This window comes from Candidatus Omnitrophota bacterium (assembly GCA_028712255.1).
Taxonomy (GTDB): domain Bacteria; phylum Omnitrophota; class Gorgyraeia; order Gygaellales; family Profunditerraquicolaceae; genus UBA6249.
In genome coordinates this window covers 123,934-137,403 of the sequence record JAQTQJ010000003.1, presented here as the reverse complement: position 1 = coordinate 137,403, position 13,470 = coordinate 123,934, and the positions used below count along the sequence as shown (strand labels likewise).

At 41.5% G+C, this 13,470-nt stretch carries 8 protein-coding genes; all 8 read right to left on the bottom strand.

Features of this window, described 5'->3' with window-relative positions; all coding sequences use genetic code 11:
• A partial coding sequence (locus tag PHC29_02810) for a hypothetical protein (GenBank protein ID MDD5108423.1) occupies positions 1–1,906 on the bottom strand: 1,906 nt, incomplete at its 3' end.
• 89 nt (positions 1,907–1,995) lie between these two features.
• Positions 1,996–3,693 (bottom strand): SUMF1/EgtB/PvdO family nonheme iron enzyme, encoded by a 1,698-nt coding sequence (locus PHC29_02805; protein ID MDD5108422.1) that lies wholly within the window; start codon positions 3,691–3,693, stop codon positions 1,996–1,998.
• Between the two features lie 42 nt (positions 3,694–3,735).
• Positions 3,736–6,723 carry a DUF2341 domain-containing protein gene (locus PHC29_02800; protein MDD5108421.1) on the bottom strand — a complete coding sequence of 996 codons (2,988 nt, stop codon included), beginning with the start codon at positions 6,721–6,723 and terminating at the stop codon, positions 3,736–3,738.
• A 207-nt stretch (positions 6,724–6,930) separates the two neighbouring features.
• Positions 6,931–7,572, bottom strand: coding sequence for a response regulator transcription factor (locus PHC29_02795; GenBank protein ID MDD5108420.1), 642 nt, complete (start codon positions 7,570–7,572; stop codon positions 6,931–6,933).
• Positions 7,573–9,003, bottom strand: a complete 1,431-nt coding sequence (locus tag PHC29_02790; GenBank protein MDD5108419.1) for an ATP-binding protein — start codon at positions 9,001–9,003, stop codon at positions 7,573–7,575.
• Positions 9,004–9,087: 84 nt separating this feature from the next.
• On the bottom strand, positions 9,088–11,307 hold the full coding sequence (locus tag PHC29_02785) for a secretin N-terminal domain-containing protein (GenBank protein MDD5108418.1): 2,220 nt from the start codon (positions 11,305–11,307) through the stop codon (positions 9,088–9,090).
• Complete coding sequence (locus PHC29_02780; protein MDD5108417.1) at positions 11,294–12,775, bottom strand: secretin N-terminal domain-containing protein; 1,482 nt, start codon at positions 12,773–12,775, stop codon at positions 11,294–11,296. Before PHC29_02780 ends, PHC29_02785 begins: the two co-directional genes overlap by 14 nt.
• Before the next feature lie 44 nt (positions 12,776–12,819).
• Positions 12,820–13,470, bottom strand: a complete 651-nt coding sequence (locus tag PHC29_02775) for a hypothetical protein (GenBank protein ID MDD5108416.1) — start codon at positions 13,468–13,470, stop codon at positions 12,820–12,822.

Here is a 13,470-nt window from a genome sequence, read left to right as displayed (position 1 = left end):
CGGTTGAGGTGCCGGGAGTAACAGAGGCGCCTCTAAAATCAAGGTTACCTCCTATATTTACTGTGCTTGAGCCAAAGTCAATCCAGCCATGGGTATAGCAGGTGCCGCCTGAAGCTCCGCTTCCGCCATCAACATAGAAGTTACCGCCGATAGTGTGGGTGCCGGTTTTAAAGAGGATTTTGGCGTTGACAAAAGGAGAAAAGTAATTTTTTCCTAATAAAAGAGTGCCTGCTGAAAGATTATAGCCATTAGTATCAAGAGTGCATTTTAAACTTTCAGCACGCATTCCTTCTAAACGAAGGGTTCCGCCTATATTCCAATGACCGCTCATAGTTAATGTATAATCGCCGGTAGAGTAACAAGTTACTGCTCCGGTGGCAGTCAAAGCCCCCTGGTTCCTGTTCCCGGGTATTTCTATAGATACTGGTGATTGGATAACCGCGCCTGAGCCTTGGACAATAAAATCATTCGCAGGAACATAATGTAACTTAAGCGTTGTACCCCCTGTAATGACAGAGTTAGCGCCCTGCACCAGGCGTTTAGTCCATACATACTCTCCTGTTAGAGTTGCGGTAACTCCTTCTGCCAGCTCAAGATTATTAAAAAGGCTTTCATATTGGGGGTTTGAAATAGTTCCGTCGGCTGTCTGGCGCCAGGTGCCGGTAGAAGTTAGGCGGTATGAGTTGGCAATAGAAACATTCTTAAAGTTCACAGTCTTGCCGTTATCAATCAGCTTGCCGTACCGGGTATTAACAGTAATAGTATTAGTAACAGTCAGATTTTGGCTTAAGGTTACTGTGCCTGTGTCATATTCTGTATTAAGGGTAAAGTTAGCCACGGAGAACCCTGTAAGGTCCCAGGTGCAGTCTTTAGTAGAAACGTCGTTAAATACAATTGAATTGCCTGCAACAGGAAGTGTATCCCCCACCCAGTTAGCCGCGGTTGAGGCAAGATTATCAGCCCCTCCGCCGTCCCAGATGGAAGTTGTGGTGTCGTTGTAATAAAAATAAGTTACCCCTCTTGCGTAACCTGAACCTGAGCCGCCGGTGTAAATAGCAACTGGCGTCGGAGAATCTAAGGATGTACCATTTGCGCCTGAACCATTACCAGTCGTGCCTTTATTTGCGGTAACTGTGCCGCTAAAATTACTTTTATCATTATAATATAAAGCCACTCTTCCGCCGCCGCCTAAGCCGCCGGAGACTACCACGCCATTACCGCCATTAGCAGTAATTGAACCGGAGCCGCTAAGTACAGCAGTAGTTAAATAAATACTTCCGCCGCTTCCTGCGCCGCTTCCATTGGTTGCTCCTGTGCCGTTTGCGCCATTAGCTGAGATTGTGCCGTTTACTGCTGTTTCTCCGGAGATAACAAATTTTATCGCGCCGCCGCCTGCGCCGCCGGTATCAGATGCTCCTCCGCCGCCGCCTGAACCATTAGCCGTTGGCGCTGTATTTGAGCCGTAAGTTGTGCCGCCTGAAGCGGTATTACCGAAACCGTCGCCGCCTGCGCCACCGTAACCTGCGCCACCACCTGCCATTGAAGCTGAACCAGCCAAACCTTTTCCTGTACCTACGCCATCGGCAGTCGCAGCTCCCCCTGCTGAACCTTTACCATTAGCGCTAATGTAGGCGCCTGATTCCACAACTAAATTAGTCGCGGTAACTGTAATTTGAGTTCCAGCTGAAGAATCTATGGTAAGGGTGTAACCAGCTTTAACGGTAAGTGTTCCATCAATCGTGTAATTTCCAGTCCAGGTAGTATTAGTGGTAATATCCAAATCTGTGGGGCTTGAGTAAACTTTTCCCGGCGGCTGAGACAATAAAAAGTAAGCGGCCGCGCTAATCAATAGCGCAACCCCAACTACCCCTATTGTAATTGCCCTTCCTCTCATCAGTTTACTCATCTTCTATTCCTTATTTTTCAAGGTGACTGTCACGCTTTTTATGACTGTCACCTTCGGGGAAAATGACTGTCCCCATTTCACTAAACAACCTACTGCATCCTAACCATTCTTCCGCAACGCATGTTGCGGTTTCCATCAATATAGGCACCATCTACCCGGGAAGAGACATAAGCATGATCTGTTCCATAACCATCATTACCACCGCGTTGGCCAGCACCTTGATAACCGGTAACCTCACCGCCAACACCATTAGTCCCGTTATTGCCCGGCCAATAATCAACATTAGCATAGCCGCTTGCGGACAAAATTCCGTCTCCGTTAAGCCCGGTAAATTTAGACACTGCTGCGCCGCTGTCAATTGAATCCATAATAGTCACTACTCTTTCATAGATATTCCCCGAAAGTTCCATTATCCCATAATAAGAAGCTCCCGTGCTCTGACGGGATGTCGTACTAGAAGTGGCCGCAAAACCACCCCGCAGAGTTCCATATCCTCCACCTATGCTTGCATTAGCTGTTCCATTGCTGGCAACTTCATTAATCGTTCCTGCATTAGATATGCCTGTAATATTAGTCAAATTAGTTGTTCCCCAGGCAAATTCACCGGCTACCGGAGGTTTTGGCCCGCGGCAGGCTTTTTCAAACTCAAGTTCAGTCATCGGCCGCAGTCCGGCCCAATCCGCATAAGCACAAAAATCCATCCAGTTTACAGTTTTCATAGGTATCCATTCACCATCACTAGATTCATTACCAATTCTATTAGCATTATAATCACAGAAAAAATTAACTGGCGCAGTTGCGGGTATAGTTGTGGCACAAGCAATACCGACACGGTCCGTTTGCACTGTAGCAGTATTATTCATTACAAAAACATTAGTTATAGAAGTCGTACCCGAACTAATATTAGTATATACCCTACTTGTCTGTTGTGCCCGTGTTAAAGTATTTAAAAAATCCCGGTATTGCCCTTGATTAAGCTCATATTTCATCATGTAAAAACTATTATAACCGGTGGGAAAATTTACATTTAATTGGGCCCTGCTGGCAGGAAGATAATCAGCGTAAGTATTTCCACCATAATTTTCGTTTATCCAGGCAATATCTCCCGCTGTTCCAGTGCCATCTGAAACATTGGAAACATAAGGCGTACTAGAAGTAATTTTAACAGGCGCGCCGCTTGCGCTTGAAGCATCAAAAAAGTGGCTAACCGAACCGCCACTTCTGGCTGTCCCATCACCCAAATAAAAAGAACCCTGTGGTATATGCACCATCTCAATGGCAAAAACTTGAATTTTTACCTTAGCAGCATTATAGGCAACACCATCGCCCTGCCTAAACCATTGCAGTTTAACCGCAGTTGTGCTAAGTGTCCCAGTAGCGTCGGCTGAACGATAAAGAAAAGCCCCTTTACTGTCTGTTGGAACATCTATTGTAAGGCTGGTGCCGCTTGCGCCAATAGAGGTAACTCCGGAAATTGTGGCGTGAATCCAAGCTCCATCATTCACTGAAACCTTAGCAAACACCCAAGCCGCATCATAAAAAACTCCATATCGCCAGGAATTATCCCAGGAAATATCAAATTGGATATCTGCAGTTGTGGAACCTTCCGACATGTTGAGAATTTGGCAATTGGCAACTCTAATATTATTGGCGTAGGCGCAAGGCAAAACACAGAAGACAGAGAGTAAAAGACAGAACGCCATAAAAATAAAGGGGACGGTTCTATTTTTAACAGAACCGTCCCCTTTATTTAATCTATCTTTATAACTTCTTGTTTTTACTTCCATTCTTATCTCCTATTTTATAGCACTTATAACCTAGGATCTAATCTACTCTATAATTACACTCCCTGCTTCAGTATTCAGTCCACTCCCGCCGTTAGCGTTAATCGTACCGCTGATTTTTCCAGCAGGAGCTTTAATATTAATACGTCCGCCGCCACCTGCGCCTGCGGTCTTGTTCCCCGAACCTCCGGAGGCTGTAATTTTGGCGCCGCTTCCGGAAAATTTACTTGCTTCTAAATATATACTGCCTCCTGCGCCGCCGGCAGCATTATAAATATTATCAGAAGCAACTGCTCCGGCTTTACCATCGGCATTAATTATTCCGCTTAAAGAAAATTCTTGTTTAGCAATTAATCTGATTGTCCCCCCGCCTGCGCCGCCTTTAGCTAATAAGCTGCCTGCTCCTCCTGAACCCAACTCATTAGGCGCCTTTTCAGTATCATATGTATGCTTGCCGCCTCTTGCTTGCTTACCTATATATACGCCCGCGGCCTTGCCTGCGCCTGCCTGTTGCGCCTCTCCTCCGCTGTAACCTTTGGCATAAGCGCTGACAATTGCCCCTGATTTCAAAGTAATATTCTGGGCAGTTAAATCCAATTGATATTTTTTATCTGTTTTATTTTCCATATGCGTAAGGATACCGCCTTGTTCAATAATTAAATCTCCTGAAATTGCCTGCGCATCATTATTTGCCTGAATCAGTTGTCCGCCATTACGAATAATTATTTTCCCGGAGTTAGGGTTGATATTATTATTCAAGATAATTTTTGAAATATGCGCTCCTTTTCCATCACCCAAGGTTAGAGTTTTAAAAGCGATATCCGAATCAGTAGAGATAGTTATGTTTTTATCAATCACGTAATCTTTATCCAAATCATTAAGTTCGGACTTTGTTTGTTTCTGCGCTGTTTCTTCATCCTTGGTTTCCTCTGCTACCTGCGCTGTTTCTTCGGCTGGTTCTTCTGCAGCTAATCCTGCATCCTGTATGGTAAAAACATTATCCGATACATCATTTATCGATTCATCATTACTATCAGAGACACGGATTAATGCTGTTTTAGTTTTGGCATCAAGCGGGACTTTCCATGAATATGATCCGCTATTACTAACATTATCCGTTATTATACTATAATTTTTTCCGCTATCCAGAGAATATTCTAATTTAATTGGGTATTTGTTATCATAATCTAAAGCCGACCACGAAATCTTCTCAGTTGCGCCGGCACTAAATTTTTCTGCGCCGTTAGGCTTAACCATTAAAACCGCTCCGGGGTTATAATTTAATTTTATTTCCTCTAACTGTGAAATTTCTTTTTTTACATCGACAGGATTTAATTTAATTTTGGCAACAACATTTTCTCCAGCGATAAAATCTTTGATTGAACTATAGTAATAATTCCCGCTTAGGCAATCTTCTTTATAATTTTTCCCATTATCCGCCGAAACATTTACCTGCAGATTCGCTCCTTTGTAAACAGGAGCAATAATGCGCACGTTAAATGGCGCAGGAATTGTTTTAGTAATATAGGTTCCTGCTTGAGTATTATCGTATAGGATGAGGTTGCCTTCTTTAGAGAGAGCGGTATTTGAAAAAATAGGAAGGCGGACTTGTTCTAGCGCGCCGGTTTTATTCACAAGCGGTTGAGCTTTTACAAATTTACGCACACGGATTTCGGAATAGGCCATGACATTCCTACCGCTGCCGTCACCTCCGGATTTTAATCCCAGATACCCGGCTTTCATCGCAGATGTATCACTATAAGTTACTTTTGCCTGCACAGTTGTATTTAGCTGATCCATACGCTCAAAAGTTATATCATTACCATCGACTGTGAGCCGGTAATTATATTTTCCGCCGGCGGTAATCGGAGTGGCCAAGCCATCGTTGGCCTTGACAATATCGTCTATAGCGATGCAATGCTCTGCTCCTTTATAGACGGATGAATAAGCCACCAATCCCGGGCTATCATAACGATCCCCAGATTTTGGCCGCAGACTCAGGCTGTTTTCAAAACCACTCTCAACGGAAACAGAATATTCAATTATGCCTTGTCCGAATTTGAAGTCTTTTGCAATAATTTCGGCGGCATCCAATTTAAGTTGCCCATCTTTTATAGCGTAGCTTCCTTTGGGATCTGCATTAACTGTCCAGGAGCTTGCGTCGAGTTTTGTATTTTTAAAGCTACCATAAAAATCAAATGTATTTTTAGGATCGCTTAAATCGCCCGCATTACTGTTTCCGTAATAAATATAAATCTTTACTCCAACCCTGGTAATCTGCGGGATTTTTACCCAGAATGAACCCGTGTCATTGCGAAAAGCCGCAGGCGACGAAGCAATCTGGTTTTCAAAATAATAGGATAATGGAGTTTCCCCATCTGCAGCAGTAAAACGCACATCCCGAAAATCCGGGCGTACATTTCCTTCGCAATTTACATCAGCACCTTCTACTTTTTTATCTATCCCTACTTTTAATTTTATCTGATAATTAAATAACTCCTGACCGGAAGGATTTTTCAACAGTATTTCTTTACGATAATTAAAACCACTTAACTCCTCATGCCCAAAACTGCTAATGGTTCCTGCGCTGTCAGTGTAAGTTATACTGAGCGCATTAAGTTTTGCATCTTCATCCAGAATTTTAGCGCGCCATTTAATCCGATCCCCGCTGACAAATTTATCTGTTAGAGGCACGCCGTTTGTTACTGAATAATAATGCAGACCATTATCGGCACTTACTTCCACTGCCACCGCACCAACTGCATCATAATTTGCACAAATAGTTTTTACCTGGCCTTCAGTTGCCACAAATCCGGACAGGTCATACTCTGCATTTACCAACCTTGGTAAAGCATAATCTCCTGATCCCCCTTCATACCAAAACAGAGGTGCTTTAATCTGGGTTACATCAGCAAAAGCAGAAACTAACCCAATAGACAAAATTATCAATAGACTGCTGACTAAAAGAAAACAGCCATTTTTTATCTTTGAAGGAATTCCTGTTTCGATTTCTTGTTTTTTAATTTTATTCATTTTATTCACCTTTATAGTATATTTATCCTTTATCTTTTAAACCCTCTATAAATATACTATATTATATATATAATAACAATCGTAAAATTACTCGATTATCTTGCACATATTACTCAATAAGTTATCCACAGGGGTAGGAGATGTTTAAACAGCTCCTACCCCTGTTAATTATTTACATTGGACATTTCTAATTGGACATTTCTAATCTTAAACATCGACGATTTTATTCTCCAAAGCGTATTTTATCAAGTCGCTTGTTTTGTGTAAATTAAGCTTTTTTAAGATGCTATTTTTATGGTTTTCTACTGTCCTGCGGCTGATAAACAAAATCTCAGCAATCTCCTTGGCGGTTTTTCCTTCCACAACCAAACGCAGAACATCGTTTTCCCGCTCATTTAAAGTTGCTATTGCTCCGGTTTTTTTATTGGGTTCTTTCACCGAATCCGCCAAATATTCCGAAATTGCTTCCCCCAAATAAACCTTGCCCGCAGATACTCTAGCCAAAGCTAAAATTAATTCTTCGGCCACATTGTCTTTATTTAAGTATCCACTAACCCCAAGACGTAAAGCTTTTAACACATACGCTCCCAACTTGTGCACTGAGATAATAATAATTTTTGTTTGCGGTGATACCCGCTTAACTCTTGAAATAATATCCAATCCGCCAATCTTAGGCATTGAAATATCCAGGAGCAAAATATCGGGTTTAATTTTCTCCGCCGCCTCCAAAGCCTGATCCCCATTTTCAGCCTCCGCACAAACTTCATATTCTGTATAGGGCTTAAGTACACTTTTAATCCCGGTACGAATAATATCATGATCATCTGCTATTATAATTCTTATTGCCATTTAATAAATTGGTAACAAAACAAAAATATTTGTGCCTTTGCCTACGCTGGATTTTATCTGCATCTGGCCATCAAGTAACTCCACTCTTTCTTGCAAACCTAAAAGCCCAAACCTTAATTTATCTTCTCTGCGGCGGAAAGGATGTTTAAACATTCTGTTATAATCAAACCCCTGCCCGTCATCCATATAAGACAACTCTGCGCTACCGGTTTTTTGCTCTAATTTTAATTCTACATGTTTGGCTCCGGAATGTTTGGCCATATTCGTTAGCAACTCTTGGGTGATCCGGTAAAAAAGTAAGCTATATTCCGCAGAAAGTTCAAAAAATGCCCCTGGTTTCTGGTAATTGTAATCAATGCCAGTAAGATGTTTATACTCTAAAAGCAGGGCCTCCAGGCTTTCCACCAAACCTACCTCATCTAAATCCGGCGGCCGCAGGAGAAAGGCAATATTATGGCTTTTCTCAATTAATCCGGAGGTTATTTTCCTGCATTGTTCTGCTTTTGCCATTAAATCCACTGTGTCATTGCGAGGACACGAAGTGCCCGCGTCGCCTGCGGCTCCTCGCAATGACGCTTTTCCTGATAGTTCCTGAGAAATAAGGCCCAGATAAATTTTTAGCGCGCTCAAGTCCTGCCCCATTTCATCATGCACGGCATTAGACAGGCGCCGGCGCTCATCCTCTTCAACATTAATCATCCGATTATACATATCCTGCCGCAATAGCCGTTCTTTAATTCTGCGCCGATAAACTGCTACAGCAATTAAAGTCCCTACAATTAGCGCTGTAACCAAACTAATACTCAAGAAAAAAATTGAGCGCGCTTTGTCCACTCTGGCTAAAACCATCTGCCGCCGCACTTCTTCTAGATTAGATTTACCCATAGAATTATCCAAAAATTCATCAATCTTAAAAATCTGATTTTCAAAACTCATTAACAAACCATTAACTGCTTCATTAACCCTATCTGATCCTTTCTGATCAGCCATCTGGATAATTTTTTTACCTAGAATAAATACATTATCAAAGGCCAAACCTGCCTGATTGGCCCAAGCTTTCTGCTGATTTGAATAAGCATTCTGGCGGTAAAGTTTTAATTGCTGTTTAAAACTTTCTCCCGTTGAAAAAATTTTATTGGCACCTGCGGCCATAGGCACTGCCCCCAAGTATCGTGCCAGGCGCCAATAACAATAATTACGGATACCCATCGCATAATTAGCATTTTTTATACGCATCTCCAAAACCGCCGATTCCAAAGTTAAATTATTTTTTCCTAAATCTTCGATCTTACGGGTCAACCCCTGAATCTGGGATATTCCCACCAACCCAATAACCAGCGTAAGCAAGATTAAAAATGCAAAAGCAAAAAGAAGCTTTTTTTCTTTAAGATTCATACCAATCATTTTAAGAATCATTTCAGACTTCATCATATTACCGAAACTGTTTCCAACCCAATCGGGAAGTGGGGATACCTACCCCTATTTCCCGATTAGCCGGGAAACTGTTTCGCCTTCTTAATCTCCTAATTCCTTTACTCGCTGTAATGCCCGTTTTGTCCATTGATCATTGGGGTCGCCATATAAAGCGCGCTTACGCCAATACTCTAGCGCCTTTGCAAAATCCTGGCGCGCTTCATTAAACAAAGCTAAGTTCGAATAAGCAGGGCAGTACCGCGGGTCACTTGCAACAGCTTTAAGATACATCTGCTCAGCTTTATCAACCTTGCCATCCTGTTCATAAATTATTCCTAAGCTATTATAAGCTGCAGCATATTTATTATTTAGCTGCGTAGCCCTGATAAGATTTTTAATTGCCTCTTGCGTGTTCGATTCTGCCTGGGCCCGCACTCCTTTTTGATAATAATCTTTTGCGCTCTCCAACAAAGGTTCAATCGGCGCAACCGGTACAGCCTTCTCTACGGTAGGCGCCTTTTTTTCCTCTTGTTTTAATATTCCCGCAGCTTTTATCGACGCCTCTTTCAAGACCTGCTTTGCTGCTTTGTCTGCTGCTTTGTCTGCTGCTTTATTTTCCGCATCCTCTACTATCCTCTTTGCTTTTTCTGCTGCGGCATCCTCTATTTTTTTCCTAGCGGCCACTCTTGCTGCTTTGCGTTCAGATACCAATGCCGATCTATCCTCTGGAGTTAATTCTGAATCAGATATCGTTTTATCTATCTCAAGGTCCCTGGCTACCTTATCCTGCATGCGTTGCGGTAAATATTCTTTAGGTAATATTTTAGTAAGCCCGTCCCCTCTTAAGCCTTTATCTCCACGGGTCAGGTGAGGAGTAAGAAAAATAATTACTTCGGTCCTCTTAATCTCCTTGGCGCGATAACCAAAAAAAGTCCCAAGAAAAGGAAGTTTTGATAGGATAGGCCAACCATTAATCGAATCCGTATTTTCAACTTTAGTCATACCGGCAATCATAATCATCATTCCATCTTTTACCTTTACCACTGTCTCTGACTGCGATGTCTGCACTATTGGAACACGGCTACCCAAAGCAGTGGTAATAGTTTCCTTAACAGAACTAACCTCGGGTTTTAGTTTCATAGTAATAAAACCATCCGCGCCAATCTTGGGAACAACTTTTAATTTTACGCCCACATCTATAAACTCTACCGTTTCAGAAGTAACCGTAGTTGAAGTTGCCTGGCTTTGTGTCTGGGTAATGTAAGCGTCTCGCTCGCCTACCATAATATTGGCTTCTTCATTATTCACAACTGCGATTCTAGGCTGTGAAATAATATTTGTTGTCCCGTAAGTGCTCAAAAAATTAAGGATAGCTTTATAATGATTGGTAGCCAGAGTGCCCACTGAAATTTTCTGATAAGCAGCGGTAAGTGTGGCAGGAAAAAATCCTGCAAAATCTAAGCCATCCATAGCCGCAGAAGCCCACACCTTTTCCCAATCTATGCCTCTTTCAAATTTATCATCCAAAGTAAGCTCCACAATATCAGCTTCAATATACACCTGGCGGGATTCCTCATCCAGTTCCCGGATAAGCGTTCCTAACTTTTTCATTTTGCCTGGAAGATCCGAGATAATCACCTTTCCACTCCTCTCGTCGATAATTACCTCACCTGCCCCTTGAGTAATGGCCGCGCCAAGCTGTGCCTTAGCATCTGCAGACTTAGCATAATTAAGGTCAAAAATAGCGGTTGTCAACGGCCTATCCAACTGCTCAACTGTTGCTTTAAGCTGTTGCAGCTTGTCCGGAAAATCGATCAAGATCATGGTTCCAGTTGTCTCATCCACCACTATTTTACCCACATCTGATTTTAGCTGGCTAAGAGCGTTAAAGATTATGGAAGGCTTAGCATACATAAGTTTTACCATTTCAACTTTTCTGCGGTCAACATAATCCCGTCCGAAAACTTTCTTATATTCAGCTTCACTCATCACATAATAAACATTACCTTCACGATTTAAGGCCAGGCCCTGGGTTAAAAGAATAATATCGAGTACATCATTAAAAGCTACATTACTCAGGTATACAGTGATCCTCCCGGTAACCTCTTTACTTGGGACAATAGTCTTACCAGTCTTTAAAGAAATAATCCGTAGCAGCTCTACGATATCAACATTTTTTAAATCTAAAGAAATCTTGCCATTAGGATTTTCCTGAACAGGCTGATCTTCCTGCGCGCAATAAAGCTTAAGCGGGCTGATTAAAAATGCTAAAACTAAAATGGGTATCATTGCCAAGACACGAAGTTTATTATTTAACTTCATCTTTTTTGACCTCAAGGCCTGTATTGTTTGCGCCGGTTATTATGGTCGGCGTTATAAATATAACTAACTCTGATTTTTTCTTTTCTCTGGTCCTGTTAGAAAATAGATGCCCCAAAGCCGGCATGCGTGATAATTTAGGAAGGCCGGTATCATTATCCGTATTTTCATCCTTAGTCAATCCCGCAATAATCATCGTGCGTCCGTCTTTTATCCTTACTACTGTTTCAGATTCAGAAGTCTGCACTATCGGCACAACCGTACCGGCACTCGTTGTTAAGGTGCTCTTTACCGAACTAACCTCGGGTTTTATTTTCATAGTAATAAAACCATCTGCGCCGATGGTGGGGACAACAACTAGTTTTAGCCCAACGTCAATAAACTGCACGCTTTCGGCAGTAAGAGTCGTAGATTCACCCTGGCTTTGAGTAGAAGTCACATAGGCCTCACGTGTGCCAACAAGTATTTTTGCTTCTTCCTTATTTACCACAACGATCCTTGGACGGCTTAGTACCTTGGTATCGCCATACTCATTTAGCATATTCATTACTATATTGTAACGATTATCCGCTAGTGTGCCTACGCTTATTTTTCCAAAACTAGAAAGCGCAGGAGACACCGGAAATTTACCCGTAAAATCTAGATTATCCATATGCACGGATTTAAAAATTTTATCCCATTCGATGCCGCTCTGAAACTTATCATCAACATTAACTTCTATAATCTCACCCGTAATTAAAACCTGCCTAGTTTGTTCATCAAACTCTTTCATTAATTTTTTGATTCGCTCAAGGCGTTGCGGAAAATCAGAAACAACCACCTTATTACTTCTCTCATCTACAATTATTTGGCCGATACCCGGGGTAATTAGATCAGTCAAGAAAGTTTTAATATCCGCAAACCGTGCGTAATTTATATCAAAGACGACTGTATTCAAAGGCTGATCCAATTCTTTAATCGCCTCCGCAATCACTGCTAATGATTGCGGAGTATCCATAATAATAATTGTTCCGGTGGAATCATCAGATATTATTTTACCGACATCCGACTTCAAGGAATTAATAACGTTTAAGACATTGGCCGGTTTTGAATATGCTAATTTAAAAGTGCGCGTTTGTTTATGTTCGGAATATTTTTTCCCGTATAACTTCTCATATTCAGCGGCCGTCATCACTTTGACAACATTGCCTTTGCGTTCATAAGCCAAATCCTGCATAGTGACAATTACATCTAAGGCATCATTGAAACTTAAATTATCCATAAATACGGTAACCCGCCCCTTAACTTCAGGAGAGGTAACAATTGTAATTCCGCTTTTAGTAGAGAGCACTTTAAAAAGCTCATTGATATCTACACCTTTGAGATCTAAAGAAATTCTATCACTAAACTCGGAACTGGCCGGTTCAGGAGGTAAAATGTCCTGGGGGAGATTTACCGGTTTGACATTTTCAGCAAAAACCAATTTTGACATTAGCAGCATTATTAACGCTCCAAGAAAAAAGACCCTAATTCTCTTCATCTTAGTTCATATTCCCGAGAACCAGAATCTGTGTTAACCTCTAAAGTCGCTGAATTACGCGAAATCTCTTTTACTTTAAACTGGTCATTAAAAAATTCCCCTTTTTTTAAAGTATAAGTTCTGGAATCTTTGGAATCCTCAACCATTATTTCAGGGTTTTGTGACCAAATGATACCGACAAGTTTTAAGGTTTTAAATTCTTCTGTCAAATCCGGGCCTTCATCTTGCGGATAGTTGGCACTTTTGGAATCAAAAGGAATAAAAAAATCCCTCTTGATGGTCTGATTTAAAATATCTTTTCTTATCAATTCCTGTCCCTCTCCCGTAGATATTGATTTTATTACCGTAGATACATCCGCCCGAGAAATAAAATCGGCATTAGATTTAGGGGCCATTGGAGCGCTAAAAATAGTATATAAAAATATAAGCGTTAACAAAATCCCCAGGCCAATTAACCCTTTGTTTAGATAAAGAAGGTTAACCTTTAGATCCTTAACTTTTGATTTTAACCAAAGAAAATCTAATTTTCCGGATATAAGGTTGCCTGAGGCCTTTTTTATTTTCGGAGTAATAACTTGCTTATCCTTAGGCCCTCCATTGCCCTCAATAAGCTTAAGCAACCTCTCATCGGAAGTCTGCTTATCCAT

Coding starts and splice junctions, on each gene's coding strand:
- PHC29_02800 (MDD5108421.1), bottom strand. CDS start 6,723: ATGAATAAAATTAAAAAACAAGAAATCGAAACAGGAATTCCTTCAAAG.
- PHC29_02805 (MDD5108422.1), bottom strand. CDS start 3,693: ATGGAAGTAAAAACAAGAAGTTATAAAGATAGATTAAATAAAGGGGAC.
- PHC29_02790 (MDD5108419.1), bottom strand. CDS start 9,003: ATGATGAAGTCTGAAATGATTCTTAAAATGATTGGTATGAATCTTAAA.
- PHC29_02785 (MDD5108418.1), bottom strand. CDS start 11,307: ATGAAGTTAAATAATAAACTTCGTGTCTTGGCAATGATACCCATTTTA.
- PHC29_02780 (MDD5108417.1), bottom strand. CDS start 12,775: ATGTCAAAATTGGTTTTTGCTGAAAATGTCAAACCGGTAAATCTCCCC.
- PHC29_02795 (MDD5108420.1), bottom strand. CDS start 7,572: ATGGCAATAAGAATTATAATAGCAGATGATCATGATATTATTCGTACC.
- PHC29_02775 (MDD5108416.1), bottom strand. CDS start 13,470: ATGGATAAGCAGACTTCCGATGAGAGGTTGCTTAAGCTTATTGAGGGC.